Here is a 16,733-nt window from a genome sequence, read left to right as displayed (position 1 = left end):
ATAGAGTGAAAATTAAGATGAGGTATTTATGCATGTGCTTTAGATCAAAGTGTTGCGCTTGTTTAGTTCTGTAGATTAAGCTCTTCTATAGCTTTTAACAATTTGTTTTTTGACAGGAGTTTTTTTGCATTTTCATTTCCCTCTACATAAGGCTCCAAGGTTTCTTTTTTCAGTGGTAAAATTTCCTTCGCCTTTTCCATCTTGAAATGCGATATGGCAGGCTGATTGATATCAGCGGTCATGCTATAGCGGCGGATTCGCTTTTCATAACTGACAGTGTCGACCAAAAATAACCAGCAGCTGTCCTGTGGAATGCCTTTTATTTTCTTGTTCCAATAATCTATCCGATAGATTTCTTTCGTCTGATCGGGTGTTACTGTATATTTCTTGCCTTTTTCCCGCCAGGATATTTCACTTGGTGCTGTTGCGGTTCTCAATTTTATTTTGGTTTTTGAAACGATAGTACTGTCATTTTTTAAAACAATATAAAATTTATACCTACTGCTGATCGGTTCGCGGTCGAAAGAATAGAGGATCGGCGCATACGATCCTGGTATTGTAATATTCCCACCTGGCGTACGAATCGTATAAGGTGCACGGAATTGCGCAAAAACTTGCGACAAATTACCCAGCATAGCAAGTCCGAAGCATAAAATAGGCAGCACATACTTGGGCGTTCCAGTGTATGTTTGCCTGTTGGTTTTAATACCCATGGATTTATTTTTTCGTATAAACTTCAAAGGTATAAGCAAATGCATGTTTCTCATCTGTCTGATGCGAATCTGAGGAAATTAATTCCCATTCTTCGGAAGGTAATTCAGGGAAGAAAGCATCTCCTTTTAGGGTTGTATGTACCCGTGTCAAAAGCACTTTGTTTGCCAAGGGTAGCGCTTGCTGATAAATGTTTGCGCCACCAATGATAAACACTTCGCGTTCATCCCGGCAATATAAAAGTGCCTCCTGAATACTATTGGCTACATCAATATCTTCTCCCTGGAAATTCGCATTACGCGTGATGACAATATTCCTTCTGTCCGGTAAAGCTTTGCCTATGGCCTCAAAAGTCTTTCTGCCCATTAGGACAGAATGCGCAATGGTATTTTTCTTAAAATATTTAAAGTCGTTGGGTAAATGCCAAGGCATCTGGTTGTCGATTCCGATGGCATTGTTTTCCGACGCAGCTACGATTAATGTGATCGTTGGGTTGCTCATTTTTGATATAATGTGATTATTCGTCCGCTAAAATAATGTTGTTACAAAATTAGGTGCCTTCATTGTTAAACGGCAACCGGAGCTTTGATATGTGGATGTGATTCGTAGTTTAACAATTCAAAATCTTCAAACTTGAACTCAAAGATATCGTTTACTTCAGGGTTTATTTTCATCTGCGGTAGCGCTTTTGGCTCGCGGCTCAATTGGAGCTCCGTTTGCTCGAAGTGGTTACTGTAGATATGTGCATCGCCCAGGGTATGGATAAACTCTGCGGCTTCCATGTCGCAAACCTGTGCGACCATCATCGTTAACAAAGCATAAGAGGCAATGTTGAAAGGTACGCCAAGGAATATATCCGCACTACGTTGATACAGTTGACAGGACAATTGTGGTTTCATGATGCCTTTTTCGGGCTGTGCTGGCGCCACATAAAATTGGAAAAAAGCATGGCAAGGAGGGAGTGCCATATGCTCTATTTCGGCAACATTCCATGCCGATACTATAATGCGGCGTGAATCCGGTGAATTTTTCAGCTGGTTGATCACCTGTGTGATCTGGTCGATATGGCGGCCATCAGGTGTTGGCCAGGAGCGCCATTGTGATCCGTATACAGGCCCTAAATTTCCTTGTTCGTCAGCCCACTCGTCCCAAATGCTTACGCCATTTTCTTTGAGATACTGAATATTGGTTTCACCTTTAAGGAACCAGATCAGCTCATGAATAATGGATCGCAGGTGTAATTTCTTTGTCGTTACCAAAGGGAAACCTTCCTGAAGGTTGAAACGCATCTGATATCCAAAGACACTTTTGGTACCTGTGCCAGTACGATCTGTCTTTACAACACCATTCGTATATACATGTCTGAGTAAATCTAAATATTGTTTCATCTGTAAAAAAGTAATTATTAAATACTAAATATCAATGCTATAATCGAACTGGATAGGGACGAATAGCGCTATTTTATGTGTCTGATTCTCAATCGGGGAATATTTGAATACATCATGTCCGGACTAATTTCGTTTGCCTGTAATAAGCCGCCGGTGCATTCAGCCTTTCAAGATAGTCAAAACTAAGGAAAATCCTTATAACGAGAAAGTCAAAACTTAAAATGATAAGAGCGGTTACTGAAAAAAAATGTAATTTTGCAAAATATTATGGAGAATAAAAAAGTAGCTTTTTATACACTTGGATGTAAACTGAATTATTCGGAGACATCATCCATTGGTCGTTTATTTAAAGATGCGGGCTATGATACCACAGCGTTCAATAGCCGTGCAGACGTTTATGTAATCAATACATGTTCGGTAACGGATAATGCTGACAAGAAGTGTAGAAAAGTAGTGAAGGAAGCATTAAAGCACTCTCCCAACGCCTATATTACGATTGTTGGCTGTTATGCGCAGCTAAAACCAAAAGAGATAGCAGAGATTCCCGGAGTGGATATGGTCTTAGGTGCAGCTGAAAAGTTTAATATTATTGAGCATATCAATGATTTGACGAAACAGGAAAAAACGATCGTTTATAATGGTCCAATCGATGAGACCAATCAATTTGTCTCGGCTTATTCGATTGGCGATCGTACGCGTACCTTCCTAAAAGTACAGGACGGGTGCGATTATTCATGTACATTTTGTACGATTCCTCTGGCACGTGGCGGAAGCCGCTCGGGTAAGATCGAAGATATTGTGCGTCAAGCGGAAGAAATTGCAGCTTCAGGCGTAAAAGAAATTGTGTTAACGGGAGTTAATATTGGTGATTTTGGTATTCGGGATGGTAAGCGTGAAGATCGATTCTTGGATTTGGTAAAGGCTTTGGATGAAGTCGAAGGTATCGACAGGATTCGGATTTCTTCGATAGAACCTAATCTTCTTTCCAACGATATTATTGAGTTTGTGGCACAATCAAAACGTTTTGTTCCACATTTCCATATGCCACTGCAGTCTGGAAGCAATAAAATTCTGAGTTTAATGCGCAGAAGGTACAAAAGAGAACTTTACACAGAGCGCGTCGCATTTATCAAGTCATTGATGCCTAATTGCTGTATTGGTGTTGACGTTATTGTCGGATTTCCGGGAGAAACACGTGAAGACTTTATCGACACGTACAATTTCTTGAATGATTTGGATATTTCTTATCTGCATGTCTTTACCTATTCAGAAAGAGAGAATACGATTGCAGCTCAAATGGACGGTGCTGTGCCGGGAGCTCAACGTAGTGACCGTAGCAAAATGTTGCATATCCTTTCGGAGAAGAAGCGCCGTGCTTTTTATGAGTCACAGCTTGGCGAGACTGGTGATGTCTTGTTTGAGGCCGATGAAAAAGATGGATATATGCATGGTTTTTCTAAAAACTATGTTAAAGTACGGACCTTATACGATCCATTATTGGTGAATGAGGTTGTGCCGGTTAAATTTATGGACGTAACGGATTCCTGTGAAGTGGAGGTAGAAGAAATTCCGGAGACACTGACACATTAATTTTTTTAAGGATATCATATTAAGATTTATAACATACAAAAAAGGCAATCTTCTCTAGTAAGATTGCCTTTTTTCGTTAAAGGGATTTCCTAATTTTCCTATTGATTGCCCCCTAATGAGCACTGCTCTTTGCTGCGTTCAACCAGATGACGGTACCCAAGATCATAAGTACCCCGAGCCATTGTATCGTGGATACACTTTCATGAAGTATAAAAAATGACATACAGGTGGCTACTGGTAACTCCGCCGAACTCAATATTCCCCCTAAGGAAAAGCCCGTTTTAGGTAAGCCGTAGGCAAATAGTAAAGGCGGGATGACTGTGCCAAATAGAGAAAGGATCAAACCGAAATAGAGAAAGTTACCATCAAATTGACCATTCAATAAATAAGCAGGCGGAAATAAGGTAAAGACCATGATACAGGCCCCCGTTACCATAATAGCACTTTTTTGAATGGGGTGATAGTCATTGCCGACACGGCCATTCACGATCATGAAGACCGAATAGGCTGTCGCCGCTAAAAGACCAAATAAGACACCTGTTAAGTTGAGGTGTTGTACGCCTTTTTCAATAAGTCCAGTCGCTAATAATGTTGCAATGAGTACAATGCCGATGCCAATCAAGTTGTTTTTTGAAGGTTTTGCCTTGAAAAAGATAAATTCAATCAGGACACCGATCCAGATATACTGCATCAACAGCACAATGGCCAACGAAGCCGGAACAAGCTGCACACATTTGTAATAGAGGATACTCACCAAACCGGTAGAGGTACCACTGATTAATATCTTGATCCATGAAGATTTCTTGCTTGAAGAGTGAAATGACTTTGCAGAAAAGAGTTTGATGACAATATAGATAAGCCACAGGATAAGCATGCCAAACAATACCTGAATTCCCGTTACCTCTCCTAAAGTCAACCCTTTACCATAGGCTTTTTTAACAAACGTTGATAGTATCCCAAAACTACTCGCACCTAAAAAGACAGCTAATGCACCTTTTAATTTTTCCATTCTCAAATAAATTAGGCGTCAAAGTTACGATTTCTGAACAATTCTTTTTCTTATCTGACGTTCTTATCAAGAAAAGCAATCTTCGGGGACAAGCTTTACAGTAAGGAGTAAATGCATCCAACAGGTGAAATTCATTGACTGGAAACATTGCTGTTCGTCGTAACATGTTGCGGGGATGGCTTTATAGCCGAGGTCATAGGAGTAAATTGTTTTTTAGAAGTGGGCAGATTTATTGGATATAAACAGCAATTTAATTAAGTTTGTTAGGCAAGTGAGTTTGTTAAGCAAGAACGTAAATCGAACAGCATGAGTGTCAGATCTTATTTTATCTTCTTTTTAGGTGCAGTTCTATTTTTGAGCAGTTGTTCAACGAAGAAAAAGGTACTTAGCTCCAACACACATTCTTCCAATGGCGTTGTTTTGACAGATGCGAGCTCAGCGCGCGGAAAAACCTTTTCCGGATCCCGACTTGACAATTATGCAGACTTACTCAATGTGAGTACAAAAAAACTAAATCCACACCTTTATTCATTTATTGACGATTGGATGGGCATACCGCATCGTATGGGTGGACAGACCAAATCGGGGGTAGATTGCTCGGGATTTGTTAATCTGCTCTATATTGAAGTATATAAAGGGAATTTGCCCCGGACTTCGCGTGACATGGAAGGAATAGTAAAAAGAAAAAAGGTAGATAAACTTGAAGAAGGAGATCTGGTGTTTTTTTCTTTCGGACGAAATGGGATAGATCATGTAGGTGTATACCTGCATAATAATAAGTTTGTTCATGTTTCGACACGGAAAGGTGTTATCATCTCTGATCTTTCCGACAGCTGGTATGCTAAGACCTTTGTTGACGCGGGCTCTCCGAATATCTAAATGCGTGAATTTCATGTAGGTTTTATGTCATATCTTGATATAAACTTTTATACCCTATATAAATCCTTATTTTTGTCAAAATTTTATAGAAATGACAATAAAGAGTAAGAAGATTTTTTTGGGCCTTTGTATTATTGTGCCGTTTTTGATGTATTGTGTTTATTACTATAGTAACATGATCAAAAATGCCCCTTTTCGTTTTGCTGATTTTGAATCCATTGAATTCAAATACGGCGAACCGAATCACATGGTCAACGAATACAATTCAAAAACACGCATCTATAAGTATTTAGACAAAAAAGATTCTTTAATTACCGATACTGTAAAATTTACAAAAGACGATTTGTTGTACCTGCACCGCAAAGCAATGGAGCTCGGCTTTTGGAACTTGGATACCGATATGACTGGTCCTGAATGGCAGCAGGATTCAACACATTCTAAAGTTCCCCGTTTTTATTTAGAGTTCAACTATAAAGATAAGTCCAAGCATATTACTTTAGATGCAGATTTTGCAGGCAACCCGCGTATGCACGACGCAGCAAAATCAATGATCGATGAAGTCAACCGTATGTTGGCTACCGCGCAAGCCCGATAGTTAAGAAATAAACCCTAAGGGTAAAGAGAGAAATCAAGCAATTGGTTTCTCTTTTTTTGTGCCCAATATTCGTCTGGGAGCAAGGGTAAGAAGATGGATTTATCAGCGAACAACATATACATACTAATAGGAGGGAATAGGGAGTTAATAGGGACCTGAAGGGGGCTCATTTGGATGAAACCATAGGAAGGATGTGCGATATCCCTGTCGGTATACTTTAAATATGGGTTAATTACTACATTGATGGTAAATCGTTCTTTCTGTTTTTTGATAAATTCTTGATGTTCTCTTTATATTCCCTTAACGTGAATCGAATACTTTAGCGCCAAAACAAAATTTCATATGAAAGCATTTTTGGCATTAGCAATTTCCTGGGCATTCGTAAACGCGGTGCAGGCCCAAGATTTTGCGAAAGGAAAAGTTTATCTTGACGTAAACAAAAACGGAAAATTGGATAAAAACGAAAGAGGCGTTGCCTCCGTTGCTGTTAGTAACGGGCGTGAGGTGACGACAACCGATAAAGATGGTAATTATCAGTTGCCTGTTGGAAATGACAACATCATTTTCGTGGTTAAACCTTCAGGCTACGCTTTGCCTTTGGATGAATATAACCATCCAAAATTTTATTATATCCATAAGTTAAACGGTAGTCCAGCTTCAAAATACCCGGCTGTTGCTGCTACAGGAAAAATACCGGCTGCTGTAAATTTTGCATTGTACCAACAAGATGAAGATCCTAACTTTTCAGCTTTTGTCTTTGGTGATCCACAAGCCTATACGGAGGAAGAACTAGCCTATTTCAAAAATGGTGTGATCAATGAGATTTCGGATAAGACAATTGCGAAATTCGGTATCAGCTTAGGTGACTTAGTGGGAGACGATCTTTTACTACAGCCAAAGTATAAATCGGTAATTTCAACGATGGGGCTGCCGTGGTATAATGTGATGGGAAACCACGATATGAACTATGATGCCAAAGAGGATAGCCTCTCCGATGAATCGTTCGAGCAGACTTTTGGTCCCAATAACTTTGCGTTCAACTATGGGAATACACATTTTATCATTCTTGATAATATCATTTATCCGAATCCACGGACAGGAAAAGGTTATTTGGGTGGATTCCGTAAAGATCAGCTTGATTTTGTGGAAAATGACTTAAAAAACGTAGCTAAAGATAAATTGATTGTATTGGCATTTCATATTCCTTTATATCATCAAAACTCGGATGTCTTTCGTAATGAAGATAGACAACGTCTGTTCGATATTTTGGCTCCATTTAAGCATACCTTGTCTTTGTCAGCGCATACACACTTTCAGCGCCAATATTTTTATGGACAAAAGGACGGGTGGAAGCAAGAAAAGCCACATCACGAATATAATGTAGGTACAACATCGGGCGACTGGTATTCGGGCGAGTTGAATGAAAAAGGAATTCCTGTTTCTACGATGCGGGACGGTACACCAAAAGGCTATGCCATTTTAAAAATCGAGGGCAACCAATACAGTTTTGATTATAAGGTTGTCGGTAAGCCGGCAACGTATCAGATCGATTTATATGGAGCTTCGGTCGTTCCAGAAAAATACACAAAGAGATATCCGATATACGCTAATTTTTTTATTGGAAGGGAAGGTGACAAGGTAAGGTATAGAATCAATCAGGGCGAATGGAAGGAAATGGATTTTGTCAATGAAAACGATCCAGCGTTTCTAAATTCTTTGGCTAAGTACGATACAGCAACTGAATTAAAGAATACGCGTAGACCTTCAAACCCTGAAAAATCCAGTCATTTGTGGACGGCTAATTTGCCCAAATTAAAAGCTGGTAAATATCAGATTGAGGTTCAGGCTGTTGATCTTTTCAACCGAGTACACCTAGCAACGAAGACTATTGAGGTGAGATAAATAACCGGTTGTAGAGTTGTTTTAAGTTTAAAGATAGCTTAAGATGCACTTAACATAACCATCCTATATTTGTGTAGAGTAATTTTTGATTCATAAAGAGTTAGGGTTAATGTGTAGATCTGTTGTGAAACACGTCTGAAAATTTAGTTTGTTTTTAAAGTGAAGGTAATCTCCCCAGATTACCTTTCACTGTTTTTAGACCTTTCACTTTAAATGATGTTGCCAAAATTTAAATCCTACTACTATGATCTGTTTGTACCCTTTATACGGTTTACAGCCACAAGCTTTGTTGGGTAGTTAACCTGATATATGAATGTTAGTTGCGTAGCGTTTTTTTTAGAGTGTCTGATGATATTGGTCAGACAGAACTTTCAGTTCGCTTTTATTGCTGTTGGTCTGCGAAGTCATGAAGGTTTTGTTGTCGGATAACCTGCCGGAAATCATCTGATGCCGGATTTTCAAAGATCTCCAGGTCGAAGTATTTTGTTGCAGCAAATAAGTGGTCGAATATATCCGAAACAATTCCTTCGTAATATTCCCAGCGGATATCATTTACAAAGAAATAAAGTTCGACCGGAACACCGTGTTCGGTTGAAGCAAGTTGACGCACCATCAAGGGCATGGTCTTGTGAATATTGGGATTCTGTCGTAGATAGGTGAGTGTATAAGCTCTGAACATCCCTAAATTGGTCATTTTGCGACCGTTTATGGGACTTGATTGATCTATCTGCTGTTCCGTGTTGAATTGGTCAATTGTCTTGGCACGCTCCTCGATATAAGGCCGCAGAATCTGTATATTTTTGAGCCTTTCAATTTCTTCATTTTCCAAAAAACGGATCGTGGAAATTTTGATATTTATGGCCCGCTTTAAGCGCCGCCCGCCCGATTGCTGCATGCCCCTGTAATTTTTGAAAGAATCCGATAAGAGCGTATGCGTTGGTATCGTCGTAATGGTCTTATCAAAGTTCTGTACTTTCACATTATTGAGGTTAATCTCTTTGACAGTTCCATCGGCGCCATATTTAGGCATTTCTATCCAATCGCCTACACGGATGGAGTCATTGGCCGAAACTTGTATACTGGCAACAAATCCCAGTATCGTGTCTTTGAATACCAACATCAAGATTGCTGACGCGGCACCCAAGGATAGTAAGAAGGACCAAGGGGATTTTCCTGTCAATATCGAAAAGCAGATCGTCCCACCGATAAATAATAGGATAATCTGGCAGACCTGTAAATAACTTTCCAGGGGCTTGTCGGCAAAAGATTTTTTCATGCGCAGCATGTCCCGTAAACTTTTCAGAAGCGAATGAATAATCAGTAAACTGACTACGGTCGTTGCTATGTCAAGTACTTTATTGCTATTTTCTTTCCAGGTTGGAAAACCCATGAAGATAATGGGCATGATATATTGTGCCACTAATATCGGAACAAAATGAGCAATAAGTTTCAGCGTTTTATTGCGGATCAATAGATCATCAAAGCGATTTGTGCTTCGCCTGATGGCTTTGATTGTTAACAGGAGTAACGTTCTTTTGGTGAAATAGTCAATGACGATCAAAAACAGGATAACCAGTAAGAGTAAAAGGATCGAGTTAACAAAGTGGCTTCCCTGATTATCAAGACCAAGTTGTTTAATCCATTGAAATGTCCAGTTATAGATGTAGGATTGGGAATCTTTGAATAATTCCGTTGCTGTGCTTTGCATGTTACAAATATACAAAAAGCCGCAATTAGCGGCTTTCGGTTATTTTGAGTTTAGCGGTTCACGTTCGTGTTTATGTCTAAAGAATACAGCAAAGAAGATTGCTATAACCAAGGTATAGATGGCAAATGCAAGCCAGATATCATGCCAGTCTTTTAGCATGAGATTACCACTTAACATGCCGTCAGGTAATATGGAAATACTCTTTTCCTGCAGGAAATGTAGAAAATGGGTATTATCGATTGTTGTATCCAGATAGTGTGCGAGATCCTTGCTGTTTTGAAAACTTTTGGTAAAGTAATGGTCAATGATCCAACCCGATGCAAAACTGCCTACAACGGCACCGAAACCATTTGTCATCATCATAAATAAGCCTTGTGCCGAGCTGCGTATGCTTGATGTTGTTGAGGTTTCAACAAATAAAGAACCTGAGATATTAAAGAAGTCAAATGCCATACCATAGACGATGCAGGATAATACAATCATCCAAAGGCCGCCTGCTGGGTCACCAAATGAGAATAATCCAAAACGTAATACCCAGGCAAACATCGAAATCAGCATGACCTTTTTTATACCGAATCTTTTGAGGAAAAATGGAATAGCAAGAATAAAAAGTGTTTCGGATATCTGCGAAATCGACATAATGATGGTCGAATATTTCACAACGAAAGATTCTGAAAATTTAGGGTAGAATTTAAATTCATCCAAAAACACATCACCGTAGGCATTGGTCAATTGGAGTGCGGCACCTAGGAACATGGAAAAAATAAAAAATAATGCCATTTTATAATTTCCAAAAAGTTTAAATGCTTCCAAGCCTAATAGCTGTGTCCAGGAAGCATCTTCCTGTTGTAACTTCTTCGGTGGACATTTAGGTAATGTAAAAGCATAGAGACTTAAGGCCAAAGCTGCGGTTCCGGCGATATAAAATTGATAAGCTGTGGCCTTGTTGCCAGTTAAATTGGTGATCCACATGGCAACGATAAAACCTATCGTTCCGAAAACCCGGATAGGCGGGAATGCCTTGACCAAATCGTAGTTATTTTCATTCAATGCCGTATACGCAATGGAGTTGGATAGGGCCAAAGTCGGCATATAAAAACACATTGCCGCAAGCATCGCATAAAAAAAGGTGTTTGGATCATTTACCTGAGGTAAATAGAATAAAACACCCGCATAACATAAGTGAAGAATAAAATATAATCTTTCGGCATTTATCCAACGATCGGCGATAATTCCCATCAGGGTAGGCATAAATAAAGAAGCGATCCCCATGGTTGCAAAAATAGCTCCAAATTGTGTACCATCCCATTGTTTTGTGCCAAACCAATAGTTTGCTATTGTAATCAACCATGCTCCCCAGACAAAAAACTGAAAGAAGCTCATAATGGTCAATCTTAATTTAATAGACATAAATCGATGTTATTTAAAATTTTTGTTTCGCTTTAATGAAAGGAGTTATTTTCTTTTGGAAATCTCATCCCTAATCAATGCAGCCTGCTCGTAGTTTTCTTCGGTCAATGCCTGATTAAGTGCTTGCTCCAGTTGCTCATCTGTCAACGAGGAGAAAGGATTTTGTGGGGATTTTGAAGGTGTTTTTTCTTCGACCTCAACAACACTTGGATCCTGAACTTTATTGGATTTGTCTAGGTTTTCCAAAAATGCAAACTCATGCCCCTCAATGATAATTCCAGCAGAGGACATAATAAATTCGTAGGCATAGATCGGAGCTTCAAACCGTACAGCCAGTGCAACGGCATCGGATGTGCGGGCATCAATCTCGACAATCTTGTTGCCGTCGGAACAGATAATTTTAGCATAAAATATCCCTTCAATCAGATTATAGATCAGTACTTCAATGAGTTTAATACCAAAAGAATCTGCAAAAGATTGAAATAGGTCGTGTGTCAGCGGACGACTAGGAATCATTTTCTCTATCCGAATAGCAATAGCTTGAGCCTCGTGGCTGCCGATAATGATGGGCAATCTTCTGTTGCCCTCCACTTCTCCCAATACAAGAGCATAAGCCCCAGATTGCGTTTGACTATAGGATAAACCAACGATATCTAATCTGATTTTCTTCATTTTAATTCCAAAGCGGTCTACAAACTTAGATAAATTTGCTTTTATATGCAATTATAACAAATAAAAACTCCCCATTCATTTTGGATAAATGGGGAGAATATATCGGATGAAAGCTTTAAATACCTTTGTAAGCCTTCAATGCCTGCGTTAATTTCGGAACAACGTCGAAAGCATCGCCTACAATTCCATAATCGGCCACTTTGAAAAAGGGTGCTTCTGGATCTTTATTGATGACAACGATTGTTTTAGAAGAGCTTACTCCCGCCAAATGCTGTATTGCTCCGGATATACCGATAGCAATGTATAGATTGGGGCTAACAACAATACCTGTCTGGCCCACGTGCTCCGAGTGCGGGCGCCAGCCTGCATCGGATACGGGTTTTGAACATGCTGTAGCGGCACCGAGGACGTCTGCAAGTTCTTCCACCATACCCCAGTTTTCAGGTCCTTTTAAACCACGGCCTGCAGAGACGACGATTTCAGCTTCCGGCAGGGAAACTTTGTCTGTTGCTCGAACAATCTCTTTGACCATCGTTGTGAAATCTGTTTGGTCAATATTCGGAGCAAAAGTTTCGACAGTTGCGCTACCACCGGTCTCTTTTGTTTCATATGCATTTGGACTTAGTGCGATGACCTTTATATCCGAGGATAGTTCGAGTGTAGCGAACGCTTTATTGGAGAACGCTGTTTTTTTGACAGTCAGTTTGTCGCCATTGATTTTCGGCAATTCGAGTGCGCCATCGGCCAGACCAGCCTCTAATTTGGCTGCAATACGTGGAGCGAGTCCTTTGCCCGAGAATGAGTTGGACAGCACAAGTATTTTTGAACCGGTACTTTTTACGGCCTCAGCAATGATGCTTGCATACGCTTGGTTTACAAAAGAAGCGAGTCGCTCATTGTCGACATTTAATACTTTGGAAGCCCCGTACTTGCCCAAGCTGGCAAGTTCGTCTCCGGCGACATTTCCAATTGAAATCGCAACAAGATCAGTCTGTATGTTATCGGCGATGGATTTTGCATAAGAAACAACTTCAAAAGCAGATTTTTTGAATTTTCCATCGGTATTTTCTACATATACGAGTATAGACATGGTGTTTTAGCGTTTAAAGATTAAATAACTTTGGCTTCGTCGTGAAGAAGAGAAACTAATTTTTCTACCTCGGCAGCGTCAACAAGTTTGACCGTACCGCGCGGAGCTGGTGTCTCATAGCTGACAATGTGTTCAAGAACGTCTATAGCGGAAGGTTCCAGCACATCCAATGGTTTGGTCCGCGCACTCATAATACCACGCATATTAGGTATTTTTGGCTCGGCAACACCTTCTGCTGTACCAATGACGATTGGTAGCTTTGCTGTCAATACTTCTTTTCCACCTTCAATCTCGCGCTCAACTGTGACTGCGTCGCCCGCAATGTCAACTTTTTTGGCAATGGAAACAGAAGGAATATGCAGCAGTTCTCCTACGATTGCCCCCACTTGAGCACCGTTATAGTCAATGGATTCGCGGCCAGTTAAAATTAAGTCAAATGCATTGTCTTTGGCATACTTTGCTATCTGATTAGCAACAAACCAAGCATCGCGTGGAGCGGCGTTAATCCGTACAGCGTTGTCTGCGCCAATTGCCAATGCTTTTCGAATGGTTGCATCTGTCGATGCATCGCCCACATTGATGACAGTTACGGTTCCTTTTCCACCTTCAGCCAACTCAACTGCTTTGGATAAAGCAATTTCATCATAAGGGTTTATAATGAATTGTACACCAGCTGTATTAAATGCAGTGTTGTCATTTGTAAAAGTGATTTTGGATGTAGTGTCAGGGACATTACTTATACAAACTAATATTTTCATATACGATTGGTTTTACTCAAACTTACCATATTTTCTTTCAATTAAAAAGCGCTAAGGCGTTTTAAATTCTGTTAAAGAGTGGACTTTTGATTTTGATGAATTTTTAATTTTATTAGTTATTTATATGTATTTTTTTGATGTGATATGATATTTAGGTGTTTTGTTGTCTTTTTTGTAATTTTTTATTTTAAATAGCCGGTTTTTGACATTGGATTTATTGCGTCAGTAAATTGTCATTTTATATGCTAGCATAGTAATTTTAGAAAGCATCGCAGCGCACTCGGGGGACCTGTTTATAAAAGGCTTTTGTACGGCATGGAGAGAAGGGGGATTATTTAAGGGGATATACAATTAAATTGCATATAAAATGCAATTTGTCTAAGTTTGAAAGAAAAAAGATATGTCGACACGATTGGATCAACTGAATGAATTTTTGAAGGAGAGCCCCGAAGATCCTTTTTTAAAATATGCAATTGCAGCTGAATATCTCAAGCAGGAAGATGAACAAGAGGCTATGTTGAGATTCGAGAATTTAGTACATACGAATCCGGATTATGTAGGAACGTATTATCATTTGGGTAAATTGTACGAAAAATTAAATAAACAGGAGTCCGCGATTGCTACCTATAGATCCGGAATTGAGATCGCTCGCAAGACGCGTAATTTCCATGCTTTGGGCGAGTTACAAGGTGCATTGTCCTTCTTGACAGATGAGGATGAAGATGATTTTTAATCTTTTCTAAATTTTTGGTATTTAATTTGTTATGAATTTATTGGTGTAACTGTTAGATGCTGATTTTTTTGAATTTGGAATGAGATGAAAAGGTTTATTTGGATTGTGGGTTTGTTGTTGACAATTGGAATGGTGGGATGTGATAATCCCAAACAAAGTGTTGCGGTCTATAAAGATAATTTACAGGACCTAAAAGGTAGGGATAAGGCGGAAGTAGTGATTGGTGAATACAAAGGTGTCATGCCTTGTGCGGATTGTGATGGTATAGAAACACTTATTTCATTGCATGCTGACAACACCTACCAATATTCATCTAAATACCTTAATAAAAGTGATGATGTGTTTATGCGTGAAGGAAAATGGAAATTGGATGGCAACATCATTACACTGGACGGCGTTGACTATAAGTTCAAATTAGGAAATCGGATACTCAGTCAGTTGGATCTTTCCGGAAATGACATTACGGGAGATATTTCCAAATATTATGTTTTGACAAAAAATTGAATCTAGCATAAAAGATGTATGAAGAATGAAAAAGCCGAATCTATTTTCGGCTTTTTTATTTTTTTGAAATTATTCACTTTTCCCAGTATTACAATCTTTAAATTGAGATTATACTGAAAGTTTTCTTCCCTTCTTCTTTTTAATTTTTAATCGTAGCAAGTTAGGATCAAATAGGCTCTTTTAACAGTGTTTGTTCAGTGCTTGTTCAGTGCTTGCTCAGTATAAACTGAATAAGGAGTGACTAATTACTGTCTAAAAACTGATTGAAAATTGTTCTTAGGTTTAAGTTGTTAGGATGCCGTATAAGTTGAGGAAGTATAAGTTCAGGTAATTATGGTAGTTGTCGAAAATGGGGGGGGATGTATCCAGAACGGTTCAGCGAATACAAATATGCCGTGTAACTTACTGTTGGATGAGGAAGTCCTCTCACTCCAGCTTGCGGCTCTGATAACGCGTTGGATCAAGATTAAACTTATCTAACTCAATGTAGAGCTAATTAAGAATTCTTGCTTGAATTTTTAATTAGCGCTACATTGAGCGATTTTATTCGTTGTCTGTTGTCAACTATTAAAATATTAGTTGTTTTTAGAGCAAAGTTCTTTTAACGTTGCTATGACGAAGTCAACTTCTTCTTTGGTGTTATGCTTGCAGAATGAAAAACGAACTGAAGGTCGTTCCGAGCTGGATTTTATAGCGCCCAATACATGCGAGCCTATATCTGTTCCTGAACTGCAAGCGCTGCCACCAGAGCAGGATATACCCGCAATATCCAGGTTGAATAAAAGCATGTCGGCAAGGTCACTGCAAGGGAAAGAAACATTCAGTACGGTATACAGTGATTTTTCCGGTTCAATAACACCATTAAAATCAATCTCGGGGATTGCTTTCTGCAACTCGTCGATCATGTAAGATTTGAGTCCTTGAATATAAGCGTGGTGTTCTTCCATGTGCTCATAGGCAAGTTCTAAAGCTTTGGCAAGACCCGCTATTCCATAGACATTTTCTGTTCCACCACGCATGTTGCGTTCTTGCGCTCCACCATAGATTAACGGTTTAATCTTGTTATTCGCATTGATGTAAAGAAAACCAACCCCTTTTGGGCCATGGAATTTATGTGCAGCCCCTGTTATAAAATCTATTTTGAGGCTACCAAGATCATGTGGATAATGCCCCATGGTCTGTACCGTGTCCGAATGGAATATCGCATTATACTTTTGACATAACTCGGAGATATGTTGAATATCGTTGAGATTTCCGATCTCATTATTGGCATGCATAATGGAAACAAACGTACGCGGATTGGTACTTAAAAGTTCTTCCAGTTGGTTGAGATTTAAATTACCTTTCTCGTCAACTTCCAATAAGTCGAGGTGCACCTTACCGGCTTTTTCAAGTTCTTCTAAGGTATGTAATACGGCATGGTGCTCAATAGGTGAGGTGATGGCATGGGTTATCCCAAAGTCGGCGATTGACCTAACAATGGCCATATTGTCGGCCTCGGTTCCACCCGATGTAAAGAAGATCTCTGCTGGAGATACATGAAGTAGATTGGCAATCGTTTTACGTGCTTTTTCTACAATTGTTTTTACTTGTCGTCCGTGACTATGGATAGAAGATGGATTTCCAAAGTTATTGTTCATCACATCCACCATTACTTTTATTACTTCAGGATCTAAGGCTGTAGTCGCTGCATTATCAAAATATACTTGCATGCTGCAAAATTACAAATCTCCAAAGTAAATTAAAGGTATTAAATGACTTATTTTTATCATTTTATTTTCCTA

16 protein-coding genes are annotated in these 16,733 nt (G+C 39.4%); 6 read left to right on the top strand and 10 right to left on the bottom strand.

Annotated features, from left to right (window positions below):
• Positions 1–62: 62 nt before the first annotated feature.
• The 3 genes from OK025_RS02295 to OK025_RS02285 form a co-directional block, all read right to left on the bottom strand.
• Positions 63–713 (bottom strand): hypothetical protein, encoded by a 651-nt coding sequence (locus OK025_RS02295; protein ID WP_317668183.1) that lies wholly within the window; start codon positions 711–713, stop codon positions 63–65.
• A 4-nt stretch (positions 714–717) separates the two neighbouring features.
• Complete coding sequence (locus tag OK025_RS02290) at positions 718–1,212, bottom strand: dihydrofolate reductase (RefSeq protein WP_317668182.1); 495 nt, start codon at positions 1,210–1,212, stop codon at positions 718–720.
• A gap of 65 nt (positions 1,213–1,277) precedes the next feature.
• Complete coding sequence (locus tag OK025_RS02285) at positions 1,278–2,099, bottom strand: thymidylate synthase (protein WP_317668181.1); 822 nt, start codon at positions 2,097–2,099, stop codon at positions 1,278–1,280.
• A 267-nt stretch (positions 2,100–2,366) separates the two neighbouring features.
• On the opposite strand from OK025_RS02285, the gene mtaB reads away from it, so the two are divergent.
• Positions 2,367–3,689 (top strand): tRNA (N(6)-L-threonylcarbamoyladenosine(37)-C(2))-methylthiotransferase MtaB, encoded by a 1,323-nt coding sequence (gene mtaB, locus OK025_RS02280; protein ID WP_075991309.1) that lies wholly within the window; start codon positions 2,367–2,369, stop codon positions 3,687–3,689.
• A 112-nt stretch (positions 3,690–3,801) separates the two neighbouring features.
• On the opposite strand, the gene OK025_RS02275 is transcribed toward mtaB, so the two are convergent.
• The gene (locus tag OK025_RS02275; protein ID WP_317668180.1) at positions 3,802–4,698 is read right to left on the bottom strand and encodes an EamA family transporter; all 897 of its coding nucleotides are present in this window, start codon (positions 4,696–4,698) and stop codon (positions 3,802–3,804) included.
• A 306-nt stretch (positions 4,699–5,004) separates the two neighbouring features.
• Between OK025_RS02275 and OK025_RS02270 the strand changes: the two genes are divergently transcribed.
• The 3 genes from OK025_RS02270 (at position 5,005) to OK025_RS02260 (ending at position 8,074) form a co-directional block, all read left to right on the top strand.
• The gene (locus tag OK025_RS02270; RefSeq protein WP_317668179.1) at positions 5,005–5,577 is read left to right on the top strand and encodes a C40 family peptidase; all 573 of its coding nucleotides are present in this window, start codon (positions 5,005–5,007) and stop codon (positions 5,575–5,577) included.
• A 175-nt stretch (positions 5,578–5,752) separates the two neighbouring features.
• Positions 5,753–6,172 carry a hypothetical protein gene (locus OK025_RS02265; RefSeq protein ID WP_317668178.1) on the top strand — a complete coding sequence of 140 codons (420 nt, stop codon included), beginning with the start codon at positions 5,753–5,755 and terminating at the stop codon, positions 6,170–6,172.
• 342 nt (positions 6,173–6,514) lie between these two features.
• Positions 6,515–8,074, top strand: coding sequence for a calcineurin-like phosphoesterase C-terminal domain-containing protein (locus tag OK025_RS02260; RefSeq protein WP_317668177.1), 1,560 nt, complete (start codon positions 6,515–6,517; stop codon positions 8,072–8,074).
• A gap of 382 nt (positions 8,075–8,456) precedes the next feature.
• Here the strand turns inward: OK025_RS02260 and OK025_RS02255 are convergent, their stop codons facing one another.
• The 5 genes from OK025_RS02255 to OK025_RS02235 all read right to left on the bottom strand — a co-directional run bounded on the left by OK025_RS02255 (position 8,457) and on the right by OK025_RS02235 (position 13,712).
• Complete coding sequence (locus OK025_RS02255; RefSeq protein WP_317668176.1) at positions 8,457–9,782, bottom strand: mechanosensitive ion channel family protein; 1,326 nt, start codon at positions 9,780–9,782, stop codon at positions 8,457–8,459.
• Positions 9,783–9,821: 39 nt separating this feature from the next.
• Positions 9,822–11,192 (bottom strand): nucleoside permease, encoded by a 1,371-nt coding sequence (locus OK025_RS02250; protein ID WP_317668175.1) that lies wholly within the window; start codon positions 11,190–11,192, stop codon positions 9,822–9,824.
• A gap of 45 nt (positions 11,193–11,237) precedes the next feature.
• Entirely contained in the window at positions 11,238–11,864 is a 627-nt protein-coding gene (locus OK025_RS02245) for a bifunctional nuclease domain-containing protein (protein WP_046674002.1), read from the bottom strand.
• 115 nt (positions 11,865–11,979) lie between these two features.
• Positions 11,980–12,954, bottom strand: a complete 975-nt coding sequence (locus tag OK025_RS02240) for an electron transfer flavoprotein subunit alpha/FixB family protein (protein WP_317668174.1) — start codon at positions 12,952–12,954, stop codon at positions 11,980–11,982.
• 20 nt (positions 12,955–12,974) lie between these two features.
• The gene (locus OK025_RS02235) at positions 12,975–13,712 is read right to left on the bottom strand and encodes an electron transfer flavoprotein subunit beta/FixA family protein (RefSeq protein WP_153846577.1); all 738 of its coding nucleotides are present in this window, start codon (positions 13,710–13,712) and stop codon (positions 12,975–12,977) included.
• Positions 13,713–14,112: 400 nt separating this feature from the next.
• Here OK025_RS02235 and OK025_RS02230 point away from each other — a divergent pair, with 400 nt between their 5' ends.
• Positions 14,113–14,445 (top strand): tetratricopeptide repeat protein, encoded by a 333-nt coding sequence (locus OK025_RS02230; protein ID WP_317668173.1) that lies wholly within the window; start codon positions 14,113–14,115, stop codon positions 14,443–14,445.
• 84 nt (positions 14,446–14,529) lie between these two features.
• A complete protein-coding gene (locus OK025_RS02225) occupies positions 14,530–14,949 on the top strand; it encodes a copper resistance protein NlpE (RefSeq protein WP_075991319.1) in 420 nt (139 codons plus the stop codon).
• Between the two features lie 575 nt (positions 14,950–15,524).
• Here OK025_RS02225 and OK025_RS02220 read toward each other — a convergent pair.
• Positions 15,525–16,661: a cysteine desulfurase family protein gene (locus OK025_RS02220; RefSeq protein WP_317668172.1), complete on the bottom strand. Its 1,137-nt coding sequence runs from the start codon at positions 16,659–16,661 to the stop codon at positions 15,525–15,527.
• Between the last annotated feature and the right edge of the window lie 72 nt (positions 16,662–16,733).

Source organism: Sphingobacterium sp. UGAL515B_05, from assembly GCF_033097525.1.
Classification (GTDB): Bacteria; Bacteroidota; Bacteroidia; order Sphingobacteriales; family Sphingobacteriaceae; genus Sphingobacterium.
The sequence above is the reverse complement of the archived record's forward strand: the minus strand, read 5'-3'. Positions and strand labels throughout refer to the sequence as shown.